General features: G+C 67.3%; 19 protein-coding genes and 1 riboswitch. Of the genes, 7 read left to right on the forward strand and 12 right to left on the reverse strand.

Annotation, left to right across the window (positions count from 1 at the left end):
* Positions 1–460: 460 nt before the first annotated feature.
* The 3 genes from WME89_RS00765 to WME89_RS00775 are packed head-to-tail and all read left to right on the forward strand — an operon-like array spanning position 461 to position 2,672.
* Positions 461–871, forward strand: coding sequence for a hypothetical protein (locus WME89_RS00765; RefSeq protein ID WP_438007374.1), 411 nt, complete (start codon positions 461–463; stop codon positions 869–871).
* On the forward strand, positions 868–1,569 hold the full coding sequence (locus tag WME89_RS00770; RefSeq protein WP_438007375.1) for a hypothetical protein: 702 nt from the start codon (positions 868–870) through the stop codon (positions 1,567–1,569). The genes WME89_RS00765 and WME89_RS00770 overlap by 4 nt, the downstream gene beginning before the upstream one ends.
* Complete coding sequence (locus WME89_RS00775) at positions 1,566–2,672, forward strand: hypothetical protein (protein ID WP_438007376.1); 1,107 nt, start codon at positions 1,566–1,568, stop codon at positions 2,670–2,672. The genes WME89_RS00770 and WME89_RS00775 overlap by 4 nt, the downstream gene beginning before the upstream one ends.
* A gap of 992 nt (positions 2,673–3,664) precedes the next feature.
* On the opposite strand, the gene WME89_RS00780 is transcribed toward WME89_RS00775, so the two are convergent.
* The 8 genes from WME89_RS00780 to WME89_RS00815 all read right to left on the reverse strand — a co-directional run bounded on the left by WME89_RS00780 (position 3,665) and on the right by WME89_RS00815 (position 11,879).
* Positions 3,665–3,874, reverse strand: a complete 210-nt coding sequence (locus WME89_RS00780; RefSeq protein WP_438007377.1) for a hypothetical protein — start codon at positions 3,872–3,874, stop codon at positions 3,665–3,667.
* Between the two features lie 708 nt (positions 3,875–4,582).
* Positions 4,583–6,145, reverse strand: a complete 1,563-nt coding sequence (locus WME89_RS00785; RefSeq protein WP_438007378.1) for a serine/threonine protein kinase — start codon at positions 6,143–6,145, stop codon at positions 4,583–4,585.
* The gene (locus WME89_RS00790) at positions 6,139–7,005 is read right to left on the reverse strand and encodes a hypothetical protein (RefSeq protein ID WP_438007379.1); all 867 of its coding nucleotides are present in this window, start codon (positions 7,003–7,005) and stop codon (positions 6,139–6,141) included. The genes WME89_RS00785 and WME89_RS00790 overlap by 7 nt, the downstream gene beginning before the upstream one ends.
* A gap of 1,042 nt (positions 7,006–8,047) precedes the next feature.
* Positions 8,048–8,305 (reverse strand): hypothetical protein, encoded by a 258-nt coding sequence (locus tag WME89_RS00795; RefSeq protein ID WP_438003647.1) that lies wholly within the window; start codon positions 8,303–8,305, stop codon positions 8,048–8,050.
* Positions 8,302–9,117 (reverse strand): ExeA family protein, encoded by an 816-nt coding sequence (locus tag WME89_RS00800; protein WP_438003646.1) that lies wholly within the window; start codon positions 9,115–9,117, stop codon positions 8,302–8,304. Before WME89_RS00800 ends, WME89_RS00795 begins: the two co-directional genes overlap by 4 nt.
* Positions 9,114–10,463, reverse strand: a complete 1,350-nt coding sequence (locus tag WME89_RS00805) for a helix-turn-helix domain-containing protein (protein ID WP_438003645.1) — start codon at positions 10,461–10,463, stop codon at positions 9,114–9,116. The genes WME89_RS00800 and WME89_RS00805 overlap by 4 nt, the downstream gene beginning before the upstream one ends.
* 126 nt (positions 10,464–10,589) lie before the next feature.
* Complete coding sequence (locus WME89_RS00810; protein WP_438003644.1) at positions 10,590–11,198, reverse strand: hypothetical protein; 609 nt, start codon at positions 11,196–11,198, stop codon at positions 10,590–10,592.
* A gap of 366 nt (positions 11,199–11,564) precedes the next feature.
* Positions 11,565–11,879, reverse strand: a complete 315-nt coding sequence (locus WME89_RS00815) for an ATP-binding protein (RefSeq protein ID WP_438007380.1) — start codon at positions 11,877–11,879, stop codon at positions 11,565–11,567.
* 171 nt (positions 11,880–12,050) lie between these two features.
* Here WME89_RS00815 and WME89_RS00820 point away from each other — a divergent pair, with 171 nt between their 5' ends.
* Entirely contained in the window at positions 12,051–13,202 is a 1,152-nt protein-coding gene (locus WME89_RS00820; protein ID WP_438007381.1) for a hypothetical protein, read from the forward strand.
* Positions 13,203–13,317: 115 nt separating this feature from the next.
* Here WME89_RS00820 and WME89_RS00825 read toward each other — a convergent pair whose 3' ends face one another.
* The 4 genes from WME89_RS00825 to WME89_RS00840 form a co-directional block, all read right to left on the reverse strand.
* The gene (locus tag WME89_RS00825) at positions 13,318–14,721 is read right to left on the reverse strand and encodes a formylglycine-generating enzyme family protein (RefSeq protein ID WP_438007382.1); all 1,404 of its coding nucleotides are present in this window, start codon (positions 14,719–14,721) and stop codon (positions 13,318–13,320) included.
* A 434-nt stretch (positions 14,722–15,155) separates the two neighbouring features.
* Positions 15,156–15,635: a hypothetical protein gene (locus tag WME89_RS00830; protein ID WP_438007383.1), complete on the reverse strand. Its 480-nt coding sequence runs from the start codon at positions 15,633–15,635 to the stop codon at positions 15,156–15,158.
* A gap of 25 nt (positions 15,636–15,660) precedes the next feature.
* Positions 15,661–16,017 carry a copper-binding protein gene (locus WME89_RS00835; RefSeq protein ID WP_438007384.1) on the reverse strand — a complete coding sequence of 119 codons (357 nt, stop codon included), beginning with the start codon at positions 16,015–16,017 and terminating at the stop codon, positions 15,661–15,663.
* Positions 16,014–16,721, reverse strand: coding sequence for an SCO family protein (locus WME89_RS00840; RefSeq protein ID WP_438007385.1), 708 nt, complete (start codon positions 16,719–16,721; stop codon positions 16,014–16,016). The genes WME89_RS00835 and WME89_RS00840 overlap by 4 nt, the downstream gene beginning before the upstream one ends.
* A 247-nt stretch (positions 16,722–16,968) precedes the next feature.
* Between WME89_RS00840 and WME89_RS00845 the strand changes: the two genes are divergently transcribed.
* From WME89_RS00845 to WME89_RS00855, 3 genes are all read left to right on the forward strand, one after another.
* Positions 16,969–17,502 carry a cytochrome c-type biogenesis protein CcmH gene (locus WME89_RS00845; RefSeq protein WP_438007386.1) on the forward strand — a complete coding sequence of 178 codons (534 nt, stop codon included), beginning with the start codon at positions 16,969–16,971 and terminating at the stop codon, positions 17,500–17,502.
* Positions 17,503–17,623: 121 nt separating this feature from the next.
* A riboswitch (cobalamin riboswitch) is annotated at positions 17,624–17,831 on the forward strand.
* Between the two features lie 256 nt (positions 17,832–18,087).
* Complete coding sequence (locus WME89_RS00850; RefSeq protein ID WP_438007387.1) at positions 18,088–20,586, forward strand: ribonucleoside-diphosphate reductase subunit alpha; 2,499 nt, start codon at positions 18,088–18,090, stop codon at positions 20,584–20,586.
* 59 nt (positions 20,587–20,645) lie between these two features.
* Positions 20,646–21,602, forward strand: a complete 957-nt coding sequence (locus tag WME89_RS00855; RefSeq protein WP_438011871.1) for a ribonucleotide-diphosphate reductase subunit beta — start codon at positions 20,646–20,648, stop codon at positions 21,600–21,602.
* The last annotated feature ends 124 nt before the right edge of the window (positions 21,603–21,726 follow it).

A 21,726-nucleotide genomic window follows, 5' to 3' on the forward strand; every position in this document is an offset into this window, starting at 1 on the left:
GCGGCGCCCCGCGCGCGGCCGTCACAGCGCGCCGTCACCGCTGCCCGTGCACGGCGCCGCGCCGGGTCGGGTTTGCAGCCGATATCGTGCAGCCCGGGGCGTGTGGCCGGTAGCGCGCTCTCGCGGCGGCCTGGACAGACAGCTGGCCCCAGCAGGCCGACACGCGCCGCAGCCGCGCAGGTCGCTGCGCGCTGGCGCACGCTCCGGACGGTACGAGCCCTGGCCGGTGTAGTCTTCTCGTCTAGATTCCGTTTGACGCCGATCCCGTGATCAGAAGAATGGGCCGCGTCGCCACGTTGCTCGCGTGTTTCGGACGACCGGGAGGGAGACGATGAGGACGACAGACCGGCAGATCTCATCGTCGGCAGTGTTCGCTCTCCTGCTCAGTGTCGTTCCGACGCAGGCAGACGCATCCGAGCTGAGTGCCGGAATTGGCTTCGGGGGGCTCCAGGCTGGCACCGTGACGCACCTGGCGGTGAGTCCGCACGCGGGAATATCGTGGCGCATCAACAGCAACATCCTATTAGATGTTCACGATCTGCTCAGCGTCGTGACTCCAATCCAGATAGGTGGGGCCGGTGTCTACAATAGCACCATCTTCGCTCTCGGATATGGTTGGAAGCATGGCAATTTCAGCGCTGGCCCATCCGTCGCGATCTACTTCATGCCGGCTTGTGGAAGCACATTGTGTGGGCACGTTGCCGGGATGGCGGCAGGGGCACATGCGCAAACCAATGCGTACATCGTAGGACCGCTCGGCGTGGCCGTGAGCGCCAATGTCGATTGGATCGGCGGGAGCAGCGTTGTTCTCCCAGGTTACGTATCGGTGCTTGTTGTTGTCGGCCCCGTGCTTCGATGGAGTGCAAAATGAACGCAAAAGGAATTCTGCTTCCGATTCTGGCTATCGCCATCTACATGCTGGCGGCCTGCAACTGGACGGTAGGAGACTGCTATCCCCGCGAGGAGTGGGTTAAGGGTGAAGGCGCAGGTGGACCAGTCGGGCCGCCCGTTCCTGTCTACACCTCCGTCGCGTCGGGCGACTTCGGGGCGGAGCCGCCGGAAGGCGGCGAGCGCAAGATCCAGTGCAACAAGACGGAGGACGAAGAAGAAGAAGAAGAGGAAGAAGCGCGCCCGACACCGAGCCCGGAGAAGCCGGCAGATCCCTGCCAGCAGAGCGGCGCTCCGCAGATGGGGTGCACAGGTATCAAGCCGATTGACCCGCGGGCTTTCGAATTTGTTACCATCGTTGCCCGCGATGGGACAGTCGCGGGTGGTTGGCAGGAGGCAAAGGCATATCTGGTCTTTTCCCACAATCAAGAGGGCGACGATGCGTGCATGGTTCACATCGGGATGCCATTGCAAAGCGAGGTTTGGGGGAAGATCTCGGCGAAGAGGGCAGCCAGTATCAGCGCCGATGTGGCGAACTGGTCAGCGAATGAAGTGTACAAAGAGGACGGAGGCGAGGATCTCCCTCCTGGTATATTCTGCAGGACGTTCAAATCTAGGATGATACAGCAATTTGCGAGCGACTTTTACAAACCTCTCGGCGCCAGGGTCCAGAATCCATGAAACACAGTCTCGACGAACTACTAGACATTGTGTACCGATACTACCCACGTGGCGTTGGGATCACCGATGATGTCAACGAAGAGCTCATCCGTCAGACCGAAGAGCACGCCCGGCTTGTGGCCGCGCGGATTCAAGCATCAAAGGACGAGCGATGGCATTCCATGCTGCGTCGCATCGGAGACCGCTTCCCTCGTATGCTCAGAAACCACTCGCTGCATCTCACTGCCGGTGGCTGCGACGGCTGCTATTCCTTCACGATTGATCTTCGAAATTCCACCGGTGAGCCGCTGTGGTTTCAAATAAGCTTCCTGGCTCCTTACTACATTGTCCACAGATCGTGCACGATCGAAATAGCGAAGGAGCTAAGGGACTCATTCACGGTCTCTTTTCGGGGTATGCTATTCATCGTGTCTCGAAGCCCGCTCGATCCGTGGCTCATCTCGAACCCGGACCATGACAGCCCAAGGACCGTCACCGTAACCCGGCGATACGTCGCCTTCGATCTGTCGCCCGACGAGCAGCCGTGCGCGGACTGGATCGCCCATGAGATCGAAGCAACCTTCGGTTGCGAGCGCATGCCGCCGGAAGTCGGAACCGTGCTCGTGCCGGATGTGGCACCAGGCGTGCGCCTTCCCGGTGAGGTCAGACTCTACGACTGCTTGTTTTCGGACCAGCACACATGGGTAAAACCGTCGCCGTCCGAAGAGCCGGCACCCCGTGCAAAAGTCGTTGAGAGCAGCCTCACGGAACGGTTCGTTGCGGTGCTTACTGTGCTCCGGGCGCATCACCAGATTGGATGGACTCTCAGGTGGCCTGCGATGGTTCGAAGATTGCCGGAGTCAGAACGACAGTCGGCAGCGGTTTTTTTGTCAGCGTCGACGGATGGCTTTCTGCACAAGGACAAGATGCTGGAGGAGCTTGCGCGCATGCGCCCGCACGACGAATCGCCGGAGACTCTCCGCGCCATGGCTGCCAAGCGTGAGTTCGAAGCGCTGGTCGCTTCGTGGGACGGTGAAGGCGATCCGCCGGCCTCCATGGTGGCTTGGGCCTCCAGCTTCCTGGATAGCTGGCTCGTGGACTCGGATTCCGAAGCTCCCTCGTAGCCGTCGTGGAGATCCGTGCCGCCGTGGGATGGGAGAGGGGGGGCGGGTGCAGGTGGCCCAGTTGGGCCGCCCGTTCCCGTCGAGGAGCCCCGTTTAGCGATCGCAGCAGTACACCCGCGTTTCGCCGCGCTCTAGCTTGCCGCTCGCGATCCGGGAATCCGTCGAAGGCGTGCACGTGCCAGGCTCGTTCTGTGTGAAGCCGGACCGCATCGCACCGATCGTTCCCTCGATCTCATTCGTGCAAATCGTAGGATCTTTGTCGGAGACAACAACAGAGCCAACTTCGCTGGAGCAGTCTTCCTCGCCGTACAGTGTTGTCAGTGCGCTGCACCTGCCGCCGGTCGGTGCGCCGCATGAGCACGGGGTGCACGTGCGAGTGTCCGAGTAGACCGGGAACTCGAAGCGCGCCTGGTTTCCTCGCCAGCATTCTCCGTTCGGCTGCGGGAGGTAACACTGGCGGAAATCCGTCGGGATGATCATGCTTGTGCCTGGAGAACAGGCCCGGACAAAGGTCAGATTCTTCCGCGACGGTGCGGGCGCTGGCGAGACAGGTGAACAGTCAGCGAGCGTCGGCGGCTCGAAGGTGACGGAAGCATAGGAACCGCTCCGGATAGGAAAACTGCCTCGCGCGCATGTTCCGTCCCAGGAGGGGCCGTCGTCTATCGCTCCAATCACAGAACTGCCGGGGCAGGCAGTCGGGCTTGCACTCATCCGCGACGGCAACACACAGGCCGCGGGGGTGCATTCACATGGCTCGCATTTGTCCGGCTCGGGAGCCTCGGAGTACGCTGTCCACCCTTCCCACAGGAGCTCGGCATCCGGATCGCATATGGGGGCGTTTTCTTGCCGGCCGCCAAAGACCAGGATGAGCTTGCTCGGGTCCGGTTCAGGTCGATCGTCGTCGGAGACCGGCGAAGAGCAGCCGATGATTCCAAATATCGCCCATGTGAACAACGCAACCGTGCGCATCGATGCCAACCCCTTGTTCCAGATCAGTTACCATCCATGAATCGCGCCTGAGTGCAGCAGAACACGCGGGTTTCACCGCCCTCGATGGCTCCGTCAACGTGAGATGTTCTCGCGATGGGTGAGCAGGCGCCCGGCTCATCCTGCGCGGGGATCAGGCGCACCGATCCCAGCGGCGAGCTTGGTGGGGTATCGGTGCATAGCGCATGCGTTTCAATTCCATTGATCAACGTCATCAGATCCGAGCAACCTGTATCGCGAAAGAGGAGTACATCCGCCACGCACTTCCCACCGACCGGCTCGCCGCACGCGCACGGAGTGCATGTACGCGTGTCTTTGGTCCTCTTCTGGAACTCGAAGCGACCAAGAAAACCCGGTCGGCATGTTCCATCGTGCTCGGGAGCGATGCACGTTAATCCGTTGAAGTCGGCAAAATTCCCCGGGAGCCACGGGCAAGCTCGCGCAAACCGTCCGGTGATGGGCGGCGGGGTGAACTGCTCCAAGGGCTCGCACCGCGATGCCATCGTTGGCGGATCAAGCGTAATCGAAGCGAGCTCATCATCCGGGACAGGCGGATCGGTGGCAATGCAGTGCCCTGGCGGATTGTTCGCAGTGGCGAATTTGACCGGGGTTACTTCACCTCCACCAGGACAAATCGACGTGTGCGCTGACAGGGTGGACGGCAGCATGCAGGCAGCAGGGCCGCATCTGCATGTTCCGCACTCTTCTTGCGGGTTCGCGGACACATCTGCCCATCCATCCCAATAGTTCAGCCGGCCCTCCGGACAGGGTGGAGCGTTCGGTGTTGATCCAGACCAGAGCAACACCGGATCATCATCGGTTCGCGGGCCGTAGATATCGAGCTCATCCCCACAGCCGAACAGCGAAGCCAAGCTGAGAGCAAGACAAGGTACCGTTCGCATTGTGATCCCTTCCCCCCTGGTTCAATACTTGTGCTGTCCGCAAGCGACTAGCTCGTAACAGATGTCGCTGTCCTTCGACGGCGTCTTCACGGCTTGCTGTGTGAAAGCGGCCTGGCGGTTCGTGACGGGGCGAGGTGCGACGGGCGGCGGGGCTTGGGGCACATCGGACGGCGACGGAGGAGGCTGTGCGCTAGCTCGGAGGGCTGCTACCTGGACAGCCTGGACGACCCGCGCGAGGCGCGGCGCGGTTCTGCGGGGGGACTGCCCCCACCAGAGGAGGACCGCTCCTGAGCTCGCGAGCAAGAAGGCGAGCGCGAGCACGGCGCCGAACAGGCGCGCCTGGGAGCTGCGCCGCGTGTTGCCGCTCGAACGCGGAGGGGTCGAGAGAGCCGGTGGCACGGGCAACACCGGAGAACGCGGGGGGGTCGAGGGGGCCGGCAGTGCCGGCAGCATCGGATCGAGGTCCGGCAGCTTGAGTGAAGGCAACCGGGATACGACCGGAGGCGCGTGGGAGACGTTGTCCCGCGCATTCCGTGGCGGCATCTCGCTCTTGAGCGTGTCGGGCGCTCCGCAAGGCCGCGGTGCGGCGAGCGGAGGCGCATGGGCGATGTCATCCCACGCGGGCATCACGCTCTTGACCGTATCGGGCGCATCGGAAGCGCGCGGCGTGGGGAACTCGCTGGCTCCTCTCCCCTGTTCACCCGAGACCGACCGCTCCGCCTCGTCCTCGGAAAAGATCGGCGCTTCGTCGTCCGGCGCGCGCTGAGAGCCGGATGGTTCCGCGAAGATGTGCGCGTGGGGAAGCTCCGGCGGTCCGCCAAGCTCCTCCCACTCGCGGGCAAAGGGAGTCAGGACAGAGAGCATCTTCGCGATGCTCGGCTGCCGTCGCTTGGGATCCTCGGCAAGGGCGGTTTTTATCATCACCTGAAGCACTGGAGGAATTCCCGCGGGGAAACTCAGGTGAGGGGCCCACGGCGAGAGCGCGCGTTTGCACAAGAGCTCGTACATGAGGGTGCCGAAGCCGTAGACGTCCGCGCGAGGTCCCAGCCGACCACCCGAGATGAGCTCCGGCGGTGCATACCCGTACGGATCTTGGCGAGCTTCCTCCGCACCGAGCTGAAAGAGACGCGCGAACCCGAAATGCGTTATCGCGTAGCCGCCATCGCCCACGATGAAGACCCGATCGGGACTGAGCGCGCCATGGATGATGGAGAGCGCATGCGCACGCACGAGACAGCGGCCGATGTCGATCAGCACCTTGAGATCCGCCGGTCCGAGGTCGTTCTCGCGCGTCGCGTCGACCAGCGGGATCGCATCGCTGAGCACGGGGGTCGCTGCCCACGCCACGGAGCCGCTCACCCCGCCGTAGAGCACGCGGACGATCTCCGGGACTTCGTCCGAGAGGCGCTGAAGGCGCTCCATGTCTTCAGCGAACACGGCCTCATCGAGGGACGAGCCGTCGCGGATGTGCAACCAGACCAGATCCCTCTTGTCGCCGATCTGCCTCGCGAGGAAGTGACGGACCATGCCGCGCTCCTCGTTCAGGATCTCGTGGCCTTCCCAGACATCGCCGATGCCTACCATACGAGCTTGACCTCCGCCCCTCCGGCTCGCGTCCGGATCTCCGCCTTGCCCCGGGGAAAGACCACATAGACGAGGGTCGCGACGCCGAGCGCTGCGCCTGTGATGAGGGCAGCCGTGCCCAAGCCATGGAACACGCTGGCTCGTGTGTTGGCTGCGTTCGCTTCGTCGTAGACCTCGCTGAATCGCGCACTGCTCGGGAGCATCGAGCCATCATACAAGCGAGACACCTTGGCGGCCGTTTCGCGCTCCGCGGCGTCGCTGGCCAGGCGAAGGCCGACGCCTGCACCGAGCAGGGCGACCGAGCCCGCCGCGCCGGTGCCGATGATCCAGGGGTTCCGCCGGGAGAGCGCCGACGCTGGAGCGACCCGAGCCGGCACACCGGATCTCGCAGAGGAGGCCTTCGGAACCTCGAAGGTGAGGGAGACGTGCCGCGAGTCCCCCGCCGCCACCTTCACGAGCGCACGGGCCACCTGCCCCTGCTTTCCGGTCGCGGTGACCTCGTGCTGTCCAGGCGCGACGAAGACACGACCGCCCGCGCTCACCTCGCGACCGTCCACGAGGATCCGCGCCGTGCCCGGCGGGGCGCTCACCTGGAGCTCCGCCATGCGCCCCCGGACCGCCGCGAGGTCGGCGTGTCTCACCTCGTAGCGGCGGCGCTCCAGGTCGTTGGTCGGTGCGGGCATCTGCTCGACGCACTTGGTGAGCTCCTCCTCGGCCTGCTCGAGGCGGTCGAGGCGCAGATCGAATTGCCCGAGCTGGCAGATGGCCATCGGGGTGGGATCGAGCGCGTAGATCTGCGCCCAGTAGTCGCGAGCGCGAGCGATATCAAGCCGCTTCGCGGCCTTCTCCGCCTCTTGCATCAACTCTTCTACTTTTCGGTCCCGCTCGGATGGCTCAGCGGCGCCAACGGAAGGGAGCAAGAGGACCGCGGCGAAGGTCGCGGCGCGTGATGCGCGTGTAAGGAGAGCAGCATGGCGCACGGTTCACCTCGTTGGGGGCTGACGCACGCTTCCTTGAATTGCCTCGCCAGACTCGATGGGATCCTATCCGGCGCGGCGTTGCTATCTACATCATCCAGAGGGCCGGCGGGGAGCGTTCCAGGCGTCGCTGTCTCGCGCGGCGAGGCAGCCGCATTGCGTCTTCGGCTGTGAAATTCCCGGCAGGTGTCAAAAAAAGTGCATGCGGTGAGCGGGACAGACAGCCACGACCCAAGAAGTGCGTGTGTTCATGGTGGAACCACAGCGCGCCGCCCGGGGTCGATGTGCCAGCGGCCGGTTGGCCGTCCACGGGAGGGCTCAGGAGACGCGACGCGCGAGCCGAGCGCGACGGACCGGCAACTTGTACGACCTACACGTCCCTGCGAGGGGTCGGGCTGAATTCCGCTGTCGCAAGAAATTGCGTCCGCCGTTCGCGGTTACAGCCGAGCGGACGCGAGGAGATCGGCAAGCCTGCGACGGCGGCCAGCGGCTCCAAGGTACCGTGCGCGATCGAGGTGTGCAGAGCCCCAACGTGGCGCCCGCGTTCCGCGCCGCGGTGCGCCGCTCGGATCCGTGGTGTAGATGATCTCGGAAACCCGCGGGATTTCGGTGAAGTTCACCGGTGAAATCCGCAGCCGATGCCGGTGAAGAGCACGCCGGGTGCCGGTGAAGTTCACCGGTGAATTCCGCGCCCGATGTCGGTGAAGTTCACCGGTGAAGAAGCCGCTCAGTGCTTCTTGGTGCGGCGCTGCTTGCTGCGGGTGGCGCTCAGCTCCTTGGCTTCCTTGAGTGTTACCGAGCGGGCTGCTTGATGGCCGGAAGATCCGGCTCCGTGATGGCCATCGTCGACCTGGATCTCCGCTTGCCGCGATGGCAGCGAGGCGAGGCGCCGGGGCACTTCAGCGGTCGCGGGGCGCCGACGTTCTCAGTCGATGTGAGTGGGCAGGCGATCGTCGCCGTCGAGGGCGGCGCGGTGGCGAGCGAGGGCGTCGCTCAGCCCGTCGATGTGGTGGAGCACGACGTCGACGGCGTAGAGGCGAGGGCACAGCGGGTCGGGGTCGTCCGGGTAGTTCGCGGTGAGCGCGTCGCGGGCGAGCGCGAGGGCAACGACGAGGGCGGCGGCTGCGCTGCCCTCGTCGTCAGCCCGCCGCGTGTCCTCCTCGGCCAGGGGGATGGGGTTCATCCGGCTTCCTCTGCGTCCAGTTGCAGGATGCGGCTCAGGACATCGCGCTCGACGAGCTTGCGTTTTTTACGCGCAGCGGCGCGGAGCGCGGCCGTGGCGAGTCGGTCGGTGTCGCGCAGGCTGCCGGCGGCCGCCTCGTGCAACATCGCGATCGCGTCCGAGGTGAAGAGCTCTTTCGTGCAGCCGACTCGGTTGAGACGTACACGCAGATAGTCGGCCGTATCGTCCGGCGTGAGCGGGTCGATGGTCAATCGGTAGTGGAGGCGCGAATACAGGGAGCGATTGCGGCGCACGCGGAGCCGCTCGCCGAGCTCGGGCAAGCCAAGCAACACGAGCGAAAGCAGTGCGCGGCTATCCCACGCGTAATTAAGGAGTATGTGAAGATGATCGAGCGTGTCCTGATGAAGTAGATGGGCCTCATCAAGGACGAAGACCGGGAATACGCGCTCCTTCGCGAGTTCCTCGACGTGCGTGCTGACCGCGTAGAAGACGTCTCCAGCGGTGCTGCAGCGAGCGAGGCCGAGCGCCAGACAGAGCTGGCGATAGAAGTCCCGACGTCCAAGCGTCACGTTGGCGCAGTAGGTCAAGCGAAACGTCTGCGGCGAAAGGGCATGACGGAGCGCGCGGAGGAGGCACGTCTTGCCGACGCCTGGGTCACCGGCGAGGAGCACGCTCTTTCTGGCGTGCACCGCCTCGATGAGTGTCTCGAGTACCATCTGCTTGGACGGGGGTAGCCAGAGCTCGCCGTCTTCGACCTCCTTGGAAAACGGCTCTGCGGTGAAGCTGAAATAGCTACAGAAGTCCATGGTCATCCTTCCTCGTCATCGCGGGGCGTTCGGCCGAGCGCCTTGTCCAGGAGCGTCTTCGGCGGGTCGAAGGGCACGCGCGCCTCGTGAGCGACATCGAGGTTGCAGGCGGACCGCGGGCGACGGGCGTTCTTCACCGGATCGACCCGGTGCAGGGCGAAGCGTTTGCCCTCGTGTTCGATCCAGGGCGGCTCGTTCGGCGCGACGAGGCACCGCGACACCGTGACGAGCTGGCCGGCGAGGAAGCCGAGGTCGGTCTCCCAGTCCTCTCCATCCATCGAGAGCGTGCTGTCACGCCGGACGCGCCGGCGGGCCTGGGTCGTGAGCGCGTCGCGCAGCTTTCGCTCGTCGAGGTCGTCGGTGACGTGGGGATATTCCTCGTAGACCTGCGCGGGGGATTTGCCGAAGAGCGCCGCGTGCGGCGTGCGGTGGTAGTGCTCGTCGACCCACGCGTAGAGCCGGACGTTGAGGTCGTGCAGCGAGCCGAGCGCGCCGGTGAAGTCCACACACCTCTCTCGCAATGTCCTCCAGAAGCGCTCCATCTTGCCGCGTGCGGGGGCGTCGTACGGACGAGCGTGGATCAGGGTGGTGCCGAGTCGCTCGCACGCAAGGTGCAAGGTGTGCCCGCGGTAGGTCGAGCCGTTGTCCAGGTAGAGGGCGTCGGGAGCGCCGTGCTTGCGCAGCGCCCGGATGAAGAGCGCCAGCATGTCGACCTCCCGCTCGGCGCTCATCGCCTCGATCGCGAGGATGTAACGGGAGGCGTCGTCGAGCAGCGCGTGGATCCGCACCGGCGCCGGGCTGCCGCCAACGAAGATCGGTGACGCGTGACACACGTCGCCGTGCCACAGAGCGCCGGGGTGCTCGGCCTGCCAGCGCAGCCGCACCTTGCCGCCCGTGCGATCGCGCAGCGCGACGCGATCGAGGTGGTGCTCGGCGTACAGGCGTCGCACCGTGGTGGCGGAGATGGCCTCCTTGTCGATCCGGCCTGCCGCGATCAAGGTGTCGAGGATGAGCGAGACCGAGGCGCTCGGGTGCTCTTCTCGAATGTCGAGCAGCATCTGCCGTTGCTCGGCCGTCAGCTCTCGCGCCCGCCCCTTGTCCTTGCGGGGCTTGGGGCGAAGGCCTTCGAGACCTTCGGTCTTGTACGCGTAGTACCAGCGCTCGAGCGTGGGGACCGAGTAGGAGCGCGGAGAATGGGCGCGCGGGGGGCGAAACCGCTGCTGGCTCAGGTCGGCGAGCGCTTCGGCGAGCTCTCCGCGGTCGAGCTCGCGGTGCATGAGCGAGCCGATGATCTCACTGCGGTAGAGCGCCACCGCTTCGGCGTGGTCCTTCGGCTGGAGGGGGTCTTGCACGTCGTGTCCTTTCCGCGCCGATGACACCGCACCGGCCGCACACCCATCCAAGCGCAAGGCGCTCCGCCGACCGAGGATCCAACTGGGTGGGGCCCGACATGAGCCCGGCCAGCGCGCCGCTCGCCATCACGCAGCCCGCGCGGCGCCGGCCATGACGGCGGCCTCGGGGACCTCGGCCGCACAAGGCGCCATCGCGACGAGCGTCATCGCGGCCCGCTCGGCCCGCTGCCGCAGGGAAGAAGCGGGAGGACTGGGGCGGACCGACGGAAAGAGGCGCTTTTGGTCGATGGCGAGCAACCAGCGCCGCACGGTCGCCCAGCTGTCGGCATCGAAGCTGGCAGACCAGGGGCTGACACGCCGCCGCACCTCGATAAGCGCTGCACCGGTGGTGCCGACGAGCAGCAGAGCCAGACCGATGGCCGTCGCGGCGAAGTGCCGTCGCGGTGCGACGCCCCGCGGCACGACCGTGATCGCGGCGCCGCAGCGCTGGCATCGATAGCGGCGCGCCTCGATCGTGACGAGCCCGCCGCGCTCGCCGGCAGCCAGCGGCCCGCGCACCTGCCGCGACCGCGTTCCGTGACCCCACAGCCCCAACGCGCCCCCCAGCGGGCAGCCCGCCGCGCCGCAACGCGGGCAGCGGGCTGGCCGCGCGCGGTTTACGGTGGGCGGTGAAGCGAGCCAGCCTTTGACATCGAGGTCCAGATGAACGATTTGTTGGGGGCTCCGCTCTTTCAAGCGATTCGGAGCACGACGGGAGGGGGCACGCGGCCAAACGAGCTCCTCCCGTCGCCTATTTTGTGGCCGGCGCCGCGCCGATGCTCCGCTCCAGCCGCTGACCTACCCCGGTCCTTATGCGGACGGGTGAGGAGTCGTGTTGGTAATTTTCGATGCGTGAACGGAATGCACCACGCCCTCTCTGGCGTGGGAGCCGCCGCTCGCCGCCGCTGTCGTTTCAGCAGGAGCTACGTTGAGAATTTTCTCGGACCCGGCGTAACGCATGACCGAGAACGCCCTGGCACCTTGCCGCCCCCCGGACGACGCCGCCATCGAGCATGATCCGCCTCGCCGATGGCCCGCTGCGGTCGGCCGGCCACCCCGCCATCAAAGAGCTAGATCGACAAGCGAACCATCGGCATCAAGAACGGTGCTCAGTAACACCTTGAGCCGGTAGCTCTCGGCCTCGATCTCGATCACCTCGGCGCGGTGCACGAGCCGGTCGACGAGCGTGACGACGCACGCGGCGTGCGGGAAGACCTGGCCCCAGTCGGCGAAGGCCTTGTTCGTGCTGAGCAAGAGCGGCTTCTGCGCGTCGTAGCGCCGGGTGACGACCTCGAAGAGCAGGTCGGCGTAGCGGCTGTCGTGGCGATGTTCGAGCTCGTCCGGTCCGTGGGGGGTCGGTGAGGCAGAGACGACCATCGAGCGCGCTCTAGCTGCTGCCGTCCGGGGACCTCGTCGGAGTCCAGACGACACGTCCGCCGCCTGCCTCTCAGGTGCGTGTCCTACCTGGACTTCCGGGACGCGAGCGGAGCGCCGTCACTTCCGAGATGGTACTGGCAGCTCCGCCCGAGCGTTTGGTACGCTCTCAGCATGCGGCTTCTTGTGCTGCGACATCTCGTCACGCTGCTGCTGGTGGCTACGTCCTTGTTCCTCACCGCGTGCGCGGGCCGCGCACGCGTTCCACGCACGATGCCAGTTGCGCCGATCACCGCGACGGCGCCTCGCGGGATCGATGATCGTGTCCTCGGCGCGCCCGTCGATGCACATTTCCGTCCGCTACAAGGCACCATTGGGCGAAGCCTCTTCGAGAGTGCTGCGATAGCGCGGCTGCCGCAGAGCTACGTATCGCACGACATCGTCACCATGCGGGACACGGCCCAGCTAGAGGCCAATCTCGCCGCGTGGGCGATCGTCGATACATCCCTCGGGTACGCCTCCGAGAATCGCTACGGTACCTACCGGGCCTTCCAGGTCGTTCACGTCTCCGCGATCGATGATACGTCTGAGATGGAGGACCCACCGATCGAGGCAGCGTTCTACATCGCGAAGGTCTACTGGGGCTATTCCTACGAGGCGGTCTTCGAGGGCGATCGGCGGCAGTTCAACACAGGGGTGAGCGCTCGTATGGCGACCTTCGAGGGCGACGTGGACGCCTTTGCCGCCTCGAGCGGGCTGAGGCTGCACTTCGTCGGAACAGGGCTCCGTCCAAGGACACCGACAGCTATTTTCGCACGTGGACCGGAAGCCATCCTGAGCGCTTACGATACCGCAACGGCGCCTAGCCCCATCTTCGTGGAGTATCGCGCGATTCCCGGCAGGTGGTCTCGGACGACATCGCCCATCCCGTTCGATGCCGCGCTGCGTATCGCGGTGCGCTTTGAGAACGTACGCGTTATCGAGGACGGCACCTGGTTTTCAACGCCGTGGAACCTGTCGGCGAGGTGTCGTATGACCAATGCTTACGGCAGTGGACCGGTCTCCCTGCTGGCGGGGGATAGTGTAGACAGCGGACAGACCTACAGCCTCAACAGAACGATCGATCTCATCGATGCACCGGGAGGAGCGCTCGAGTGCACGGCCGAGGGATCCTACGCGGATGCGATCGGACATGGTAAGATCGCTCCCGGGCGTTCGCCGTCGGTGCAGCTCGTCGGCCCGGGCCAGTTCCCCCTGAGGATCTCGGGTAATGGCGGCACGTCCTATGTGATCAATGCAAGCGTGGATGTCTCGGTGGTGAACTAGGTTCTGCCTGAAGAACGGCGGTGCGGCTCGAGCCACCATCGGTCGGTCTTGATCGAGAAGGACAACGAACGGGCAGACGACGCGCGCCCCTGTCCGGGCGATACGGCCTTCTCCGCTACAGTGCCCGCGCGCACCGGACCCCGATGAGGCCGTTGAGGCTCGACGGGGCGTGGTGGTCGCGAGCAGACGAGCCCATGCTCGTTGCGCCATTGGCATGGCTCCCGCCCCGCATCACCCGCGCATCGTCGCTGGTTGTGTCGGCGCAATCAATGCATGCCGCAGGATAGTCCGCGTACCAGTCCAGGGCCCACTCCCACATGCTCCCGCCCAGGTCCGCCTGCGTCCACCTCCCGTCGCCCTTCGGCGACCTGGACCCGACGGGCCGGACATCGCTGGACGCACACGACGGCGGCGTGACTTCATCCCCCATGCACTCGTACACCGCATAGCTGAAGTCGACCGTGGTCGAGTCCGCCGGGGTCGACCACGGATACACCCGCTGCTCGTCTCCACCTGCCGCCGCGTAGTTCCACTCCGCTTCCGTCGGCAGCCGGCCTCCATCCCACGAGCAGAACGCGAACGCCACGTACCAGCTCAGGCAGTTCATCGGCAGATGCTCGTGGTCGCCAGCATCGTCCGTCCACGTCTCGTAGGTCGCATGGCACTTCACCGCTGCCGTCAGCGCGGCCGGATCTGCAGGCAAGCTGCTGTCCCAGTCGGGATCCCACCCGCTCCCCGCGATGAGCGGGTGCCCACCCGCTCCAGCCGCGGGCCGGCTCCCGGGATACGCCTCCATGAATGCCCGGAAACGCCCCACCGTCACCTCGAACCGATCCAGCCGGAACCCGCTGACCGTCGCCGGATACGACGCATCGTTGTCACGGTTGAAGCTGCCCCCGGGGACCGCCGCGGTTGCGCAGCAGCTCTCATCGCCTGCTGGCCCGCACGTCTCAGCCAGCCCGTCACAGCTCGGAGCCGTCACGCACGCCCCTCCGCTGCACAGCGGCGCCTCCGCAGGACACGGCTCCGCGTCCACCCACTGCCCGCGCGCATCGCACCGCTGCGCCCGGTTGTCCAGGCAGCGCGCCTCTTCAGGGCCGCATTCGCCGAGGCACACCCCGTCGACACAGGTCTGCCCGGCGCACTCCGTCCCGCCCGGCGTGCACCCTTCACCGCCGCCGCCGCCGCCACCCCCGGCACCGGTGCCGCCCGCAGCCCCTCCGGTGCCGCCGGCGGTGCCGGTGCCGCCCGCCTCCCCACCCGCGCCTGCAGCCCCTCCGGTGCCGCCGGCGGTGCCGGTGCCGCCCGCCTCCCCACCCGCGCCTGCAGCCCCTCCGGTGCCGCCGGCGGTGCCGGTGCCGCCCGCCTCCCCACCGGCGCTGGCAGCCCCTCCGGTGCCGCCGCCGCCCCCTCCATCCCGCCCGGAACAGCCATTGCCCAGCCCCACCAGCGCCCCACACCCGCAGGCCGCGAAAACCCACGCCGCCCAGGTCCCGGCACTGCGCCTGATCGTCTTCATCGCTTCTCCTACATCTTCCGTGCGGGAACTGTCCACCGCGGCGGAGATAACCCGCGCAAAGCCATCGTGGCTCGCCGGCGCCGCGGACCATTTCCACACCGCGCGCTACCACTTCTTCGACGGGAGCCCGGCGATCGCGCTCGACCTGCACGGCACGGCGGTCGCAGGGGACACCCTCGAGATCATGGCGGCCGCGCGCGCCGCGCGCGGCGGGAGGCCGCTCACCGTGACGCTGGAGCGCGATCACAACGTCGCTTACGAGGCGTGGCGCGACGATCTCATCCGGGTGAGGTTCCCTGTATGCATGACAGTCACGAGCTGGACTCCCAGGCGGCGTACGACGCGTTCCTGTCCAAGGCCGCGTGGCAGGCCCTCCCCGACGGGACGCGCAGGAGCTCTTCCGGGTGGATTGAAGGGGGCGCGGCCTGCGCGGCTCAGCGCCGTACAGGCCCGCCGCTGAGCAGCTGCTCGACCTCCGCCTCGTGCTCGGGGCAACCGCGGGCGAGGAGCACGATCGCCGAGGAGCCGTCGTCCCGCGGCTCACGCGACAGCACGACCTGGGCGGAGGTCTCGAGCGGCGCCCCGCGCGCGCTCGGGTCCTCGGGTGTCACGCGCACCCGCGCGGCCATGAGCAAGCCATCCTGGAACTCGAAGCGCGCGAAGAAAGGCGCCTTGGCGGGCGCCGCGTCGCCCCGCGACCATTCGAGCGAACGCCCGGCGCAGCCCGAGGCCTCGCTCCAGCGGCCGGTCGACCCAGCATCGAAGCGCTGGACGACCTCGCTCGCCGTCATCCCGAGCTCGACGCCGTGAATGGCGAAGGCGCCGCTCGCCGGCGGAGTGAAGGAGAGCGCCGCGAGGGTGACGATCCCCAGCCCCGCGGCGATGAGCGCTGGGCCGATCGAAGGAGCCGCCATGGACGCGCCCTGCCTTACGGTCTGCTCACCGGTGCTTCTCGACACGCGTGAGGACACGGCGCGCGTCCTCCGTTTCGACGAAGTCGAAGGCGATACGATCGCCTACCTCGATACCGTCGAGCAGCGCGGGGCTCTGGGGCTCGAACGACATCGTCATCGCGCTCATGTAGCCCGGGATGTCGTCGTGCGCGATGTTGGCGTAGGCGCGCCCCGGGCCGAGCGAGCGGACGGCGCCCGTCGCGTGGTAGACCCGCGGAGCGGCGGTGGACGCCGTCGAGCAAGAGCCCGTGAGGCTCGCCGCGATCGCCGTCCCGAGCAGCAGGGACCGCGCGAGATGGACGACGCGGAGGCGCGAGCGCATCGATCGATTCACGCGACTCATGTCAGCTCCTTCGCGGCCAGCCGCTCCGCGTCGCGGACCAGCTCGTTCATCCGTTCTTCATCGCCGATCTGATAATAGCCACGAATGCGACCGAGCCCGTCGACCAGGACGAACCATTCCCCGTGCATGATCGAGCCGAGCCCGGCCGACGGGTCGGCTCGCTCGAAGCGGAGCTTGAACCCCTTCACCACGACGCGGTTCAGCTCCTCGCTCCGGCCGGAGAGGAACGACCAGGCACCACGGCCGCTGCTGTAACGCGCGGCATAGGAGCGCAGCACGTCGGGTGTATCGTTCTCCGGGTCCAGCGTGATCGAGATCAGGTGGACGGGGAGGGGCTGTCCGCGCGCCTCGCTGCGCTGCGCGAGCCTCTCCTGGAACGCCGCCATCTGCGCCGACAGCCTCGGGCACGACACGGGGCAGCTCGCATAGAAGAAGTCGACGATCAGCGTCTGCCCGCGGAGCGACTCCCGCGTGACGGGGCCACCGTCCTGATCCTTCATGGAGAACGCCGGCATCTCGCCGAGCACGGGCGGCGAGGCGGGCGCCTCGCGCAACCGCGACAGCCCACCGAAAATGGCGAGCCCCGCGAGCGCAGACACGCAGAGCCAGATCTGCACCGGGCGGAGGCGCCGGCGGCGGACCGGCGCTTCGTCACCGGCCGAGGATGGCCCTGGAGGCGTGGAGCAGAGAACCTCGTGTGGCATGCGCGCGACATTACGTGTCGCGAGGCGTGGCGGGCAATGCGTCACGGTGTCGCATCCCGTCGAAGGGTGCAGCGTTATCCCGGCCTCGGGCGCGCACAGGGCCGCGCGGCGACCAGCGCGACATCGTGTCGCAGGGCCCTGGCGGCCGGCGGCGCTAGCCTGTCTCGCCATGATCCAGCGAGCGCGCGGCGCGTCTGCGAATGACCCGGCCCGTTCCCCTCACGGCGCGCGGGAGGTGCGCTCGCCATTGCATCTCCGGCCCCTGCGGAGCTCGCGCGGGCGCCGCGCGGCGGCGCTGGTCGTCGCCGTCACGGTCGTGGACCTCGGCGGCAGGGCCGAGTCGGCGGCGCCCAGCCCTGCCGCGGCCGAGCTCGTCGACTCGACCCCGGCGCCCGGCGAGAGGGCGCTCGAAGGGCGCCTGCTCGCGCCTTGTTGCTGGGATCAGACGCTCGACGTTCACGAATCGGAGGTGGCGCAGGAGCTCCGTCGCGAGATCCGCGTGCGCCTCCGTCGGGGAGAGGCCGTCGACGCCCTCGAGCAGGACCTCATCGCGCGTTATGGGGACCGCATCCGCGCGGCGCCTTCGTCGGGCGTCCTCGGCAAGGTCGCCCTGAGCATGATGCTCGGCATCGCGGTGAGCTTCCTCGGGGTCTTCGCCCTGCTGCGCTCGTGGAGGCGCAGCGCCGCGCAGCCAGCTCCGTCCCATGTGGCCATCGCAGCGCCTGTACGCGACGAGTATGACGAGCGCCTCGACGACGAGCTCCGGATGCGTGACGGGTGAGCACACCCGCGCTGGGCACCCATGGCGCGGTCGTTGCGCGCTGGGCATCCATGGCCGGTCGCCGCTCCGCTCCGCCAGCCCCGACCCCAACATCTCGCTTGACCTTCCCCGCGCGCCACAATATGTAGTGGCTCATGTTGGTGCCTCGGGCTTCGGCCCGGGGCTCAAAAGGGAACCCGGTGTGACTCCGGGGCTGCCCCGCAGCGGTAAGCGAGAACGATCTCCACGACGAGCACTGGCCCTCGGGCTGGGAAGCGGTGGACCGTAGGAAGCCGGCGAAAGCCGGAGCGCTCGCAAGCCCGAAGACCTGCCAACATCCAGCGTCGGGGAGACATCCCGCGCCGGTTTGACCTGGAAGCCTCGTGGGAGGGCGGTAGGTCCGAGCTGGCGCCGACTCTCGCGCTTGTCCCGGTTCCGACCCCCTCCCGCGTTGTCTTCCTTTCGCCCGCGGGGGCGAGCGGTCGGTCCGAAGGCGCTCTCCTGAAGAGCGCGCGCCCCGTGCGCATCGGCTGGCTTCTTCGCTCTCGCGGCATCGACGCGAGCGGTCCGGGACCGCTCCGAACGAAGCACGACGAGGAGGATTCCATGCTGAGCGATACGTTGATGAGGAGCAACGGCGCGGCGCCGTTGCGCGCGCTCCACGCGCCCCACACGAGCGCCCGCGGCGCCGAGGACACGCTCCCGCACACGACGATGCGGGTGACGAAGAGGAACGGATCGAGCGAGCCTGTCGACGTCAACAAGATCGTCCGGGCCGTGAGCCGCTCTTGCGCCGGCCTGTCCGACGTGGACGCGCTCCGCGTCGCGACAAAGACCATCAGCGGCCTCTACGACGGCGCGACGACGCGCGAGCTCGATCAGCTCTCCATCCAGACGGCGGCCTCGCTCATCGCCGATGAGCCCCAGTACGCGAAGCTCGCGGCGCGCCTGCTCGCCACCGTTATCGACAAGGAGGTCCGCAACCAGGAGATCCACGCCTTCTCGCAGTCCATCGCCGTCGGGCGGCGGCTCGGCCTCATCAACGAGCGGCTCCACGGCTTCGTGGCGCAGAACGCCCGCAAGCTGAACGACGCGATCGAGCCGGGGCGGGACCACGAGCTCGAGTACTTCGGCCTGCGGACCCTCTACGATCGCTACCTGCTCAAGCACCCCGAGACGCGCCTCGTCGTCGAGACACCGCAGCAGTTCTTCCTGCGCATCGCGTGCGCGCTGTCCGAGACGGCGGCGCAGGCCATCGAGCTCTACCGGCTCTTCTCGTCGCTCGACTACCTCCCGAGCTCGCCCACGATGTTCAACGCGGGCACGAGCCACGAGCAGCTCTCGAGCTGCTTTTTGCTCGACTCGCCGGAGGACCACCTCGAGACCATCTACCAGCGCTACACCGATGTAGCGATGCTCTCGAAGTTCTCGGGAGGCATCGGGCTCGCCTACCACCGCGTGCGGTCGCGCGGGTCGCTCATCGAGAGCACCAACGGGCACTCCAGCGGCATCGTGCCGTGGCTCAAGACGCTCGACGCGTCGGTGGCGGCCGTGAACCAGGGCGGCAAGCGCAAGGGCGCCTGCTGCGTCTACCTCGAGCCGTGGCACGCCGACGTCGAGGAGTTCCTCGCGCTGCGCGACAACACGGGCGACGAGGCCGCGCGCACGCACAACCTGAACCTCGCAAACTGGGTGCCGGACCTCTTCATGAAGCGGGTCGAGGCCGACGGCGAATGGAGCCTGTTCGATCCCAAGGACGTGCGCGATCTGCCCGATCTCTACGGAGACGAGTTCGAGCGCCGCTATGCCGAGGCCGAGGCGGCGGGCCTCGCCAGGAAGACGATGAAGGCGCGCGACCTCTACGCGCGGATGATGCGCACGCTCGCGCAGACGGGCAACGGCTGGATGACGTTCAAGGACAGGTCGAACCGCGCCTGCAACCAGACGGCGCTGCCAGGCCGGGTCGTCCACCTGTCGAACCTCTGCACCGAGATCCTGGAGGTGACCTCGAAGGAGGAGTCGGCCGTCTGCAACCTGGGCTCGATCAACCTCGCGCGCCACACGCTCGCGCGGGGAGACGGCGCGGCCGCGTTCGACTTCGAGAAGCTCGCGCGCACGGTGCGGACGGCGGTCCGCCAGCTCGACCGCGTCATCGACCTCAACTACTACCCCATCGCCTCGACGCGGCGATCCAACCTCCGCTGGCGGCCGGTCGGGCTCGGGCTCATGGGCCTGCAAGACGTGTTCTTCCAGCTGCGCCTGCCCTTCGACGCCCCGGCCGCGCGGGACCTCTCCAGGCGGATCTCGGAAGAGGTGTATTACCACGCGCTCTCGACGTCCGCGGATCTCGCGGCGGAGAAGGGGCGACATCCGGCGTTCGACGAGACGCGCGCCGCGCGCGGAGAGCTCCAGTTCGACGCGTGGGACGTCGTCCCCGAGGACACGGCGCGCTGGGAGGCGCTCCGCGCGCGCGTCCGGGCCGAGGGGCTCAGGAACTCGCTGCTCGTCGCCGTCGCGCCCACGGCGACCATCGCGTCGATCGCGGGCTGCTGCGAGTGCATCGAGCCGCAGGTGTCGAACCTCTTCAAGCGCGAGACGCTCTCCGGCGACTTCCTGCAGATGAACCGCTACCTTGTCGCGGAGCTCAAGCGGCTCGGCGCCTGGAACGATGCGGCGCGCGTCCGGCTCAAGCTCGCGGAGGGCTCGGTCCAGGGCATGGGCGAGCTGCCGGAGGAGCTCCGCGCCGTGTACCGGACCGCGTGGGAGATCCCGATGCGCTCGCTCATCGACATGGCCGCGGATCGCGGCGCCTTCATCGATCAGAGCCAGTCGCTGAACCTCTTCATCGAGAACCCCACCATCGGTCAGCTCTCGAGCATGTACTTCCACGCATGGAAGAAGGGGCTGAAGACGACCTACTACCTGCGATCGCGCCCCGCGACGCGCATCGCCAAGGCCACGGTGGACGCGGCGCCGGACCGAGCGCCCGGGGAGGAGGCCGAGCCGCGCCGCGAGGGCGGCCGGGCGCCCGCGCCGCCGGCGAAGGCGGCCGCGGACGTGGCGTGCGCGCTCGAGAACCCCGAGGCCTGCGAGGCGTGCCAGTGAGCCGCGTCAGCCGCCCCGCGCGCCTCCTGGATCCGGGCCAGTGCCTCACGCTGCGCCCGATGGCCTATCCGGCCTTCTTCGAGATGTACCGCGCCGCCATCAAGAACACGTGGACCGTGGAGGAGGTCGACTTCTCGACGGACGCGGGCGATCTGCGGAAGATGACCGGCGCGGAGCGGCACCTCGTGCAGCGCCTCGTCGCGTTCTTCGCCACGGGAGACTCCATCGTGGCGAACAACCTCGTGCTCAACCTGTACAGGCACATCAACGCACCGGAGGCGCGGATGTACCTGTCGCGGCAGCTCTATGAAGAGGCGCTGCACGTCCAGTTCTATCTGACGCTCCTCGACACGTACATCCCCGATCCGGAGGACCGCCACCGCGCCTTCGCGGCCGTCGAGAACATCCCCTCGATCCGGCAGAAGGCCGATTTCTGCATGCGGTGGCTCGATTCCGTCGAGTCGCTCGGGCGGCTCGAGTCGCGCGCCGAGCGGCGGCGGTTCCTCCTGAACCTCATCTGCTTCGCCGCCTGCGTCGAGGGGCTCTTCTTCTTCGGCGCGTTCGCGTACGTGTACTTCCTGCGCTCGCGCGGCCTGCTCCACGGGCTCGCGGCGGGGACGAGCTGGGTCTTCCGCGACGAGAGCGCGCACATGCGCTTCGCCTTCGAGGTCGTGAGCACGGCGCGGCGCGAGGAGCCCGAGCTCTTCGACGCCGGCCTCTCTCGGTCGATCCTCGACATGATGGATGAGGCGATCGACTGCGAGGCACGGTTCGCGGAGGATCTCCTCGGCGCCGGCGTCGCGGGCATGTCGGCGCCCGACGTGCGCCGCTACCTCGAGTTCTGCGCCGACCAGCGGCTCGTCACGCTCGGCATGCCGAAGCGCTACGGGGCGAAGAACCCGTTCTCCTTCATGGACCTGCAGGACGTCCAGGAGGTCACGAATTTCTTCGAGCGCCGCGTCTCGGCTTATCAGGTCGGCGTCTCCGGGGAGGTCGTCCTCGATGGGGTGTTCTGATGTCGAACGGCACAGAGCAGAATTCATACCCTGATCACGACCATCGACGCGGGGCCTGGCGGTGATGGGGGACCGCCCGAGCGAAGGGGGAAACCCGGCCCGCGCGAGGTGAGCTCACCATTGC

Source organism: Sorangium sp. So ce321, from assembly GCF_051530195.1.
Lineage (GTDB): Bacteria > Myxococcota_A > Polyangia > Polyangiales > Polyangiaceae > Sorangium.

What these genes read in the sequence shown, in the direction of transcription:
- WME89_RS00770 (WP_438007375.1), top strand. Translation starts at nt 868, where the DNA reads ATGAACGCAAAAGGAATTCTGCTTCCGATTCTGGCTATCGCCATCTAC.
- WME89_RS00775 (WP_438007376.1), top strand. Translation starts at nt 1,566, where the DNA reads ATGAAACACAGTCTCGACGAACTACTAGACATTGTGTACCGATACTAC.
- WME89_RS00780 (WP_438007377.1), bottom strand. Translation starts at nt 3,874, where the DNA reads ATGACGTTGATCAATGGAATTGAAACGCATGCGCTATGCACCGATACC.
- WME89_RS00785 (WP_438007378.1), bottom strand. Translation starts at nt 6,145, where the DNA reads ATGGTAGGCATCGGCGATGTCTGGGAAGGCCACGAGATCCTGAACGAG.
- WME89_RS00790 (WP_438007379.1), bottom strand. Translation starts at nt 7,005, where the DNA reads ATGCAAGAGGCGGAGAAGGCCGCGAAGCGGCTTGATATCGCTCGCGCT.
- WME89_RS00795 (WP_438003647.1), bottom strand. Translation starts at nt 8,305, where the DNA reads ATGAACCCCATCCCCCTGGCCGAGGAGGACACGCGGCGGGCTGACGAC.
- WME89_RS00800 (WP_438003646.1), bottom strand. Translation starts at nt 9,117, where the DNA reads ATGACCATGGACTTCTGTAGCTATTTCAGCTTCACCGCAGAGCCGTTT.
- WME89_RS00815 (WP_438007380.1), bottom strand. Translation starts at nt 11,879, where the DNA reads ATGGTCGTCTCTGCCTCACCGACCCCCCACGGACCGGACGAGCTCGAA.
- WME89_RS00820 (WP_438007381.1), top strand. Translation starts at nt 12,051, where the DNA reads ATGCGGCTTCTTGTGCTGCGACATCTCGTCACGCTGCTGCTGGTGGCT.
- WME89_RS00825 (WP_438007382.1), bottom strand. Translation starts at nt 14,721, where the DNA reads ATGAAGACGATCAGGCGCAGTGCCGGGACCTGGGCGGCGTGGGTTTTC.
- WME89_RS00830 (WP_438007383.1), bottom strand. Translation starts at nt 15,635, where the DNA reads ATGGCGGCTCCTTCGATCGGCCCAGCGCTCATCGCCGCGGGGCTGGGG.
- WME89_RS00835 (WP_438007384.1), bottom strand. Translation starts at nt 16,017, where the DNA reads ATGAGTCGCGTGAATCGATCGATGCGCTCGCGCCTCCGCGTCGTCCAT.
- WME89_RS00840 (WP_438007385.1), bottom strand. Translation starts at nt 16,721, where the DNA reads ATGCCACACGAGGTTCTCTGCTCCACGCCTCCAGGGCCATCCTCGGCC.
- WME89_RS00850 (WP_438007387.1), top strand. Translation starts at nt 18,088, where the DNA reads ATGCTGAGCGATACGTTGATGAGGAGCAACGGCGCGGCGCCGTTGCGC.
- WME89_RS00855 (WP_438011871.1), top strand. Translation starts at nt 20,646, where the DNA reads ATGGCCTATCCGGCCTTCTTCGAGATGTACCGCGCCGCCATCAAGAAC.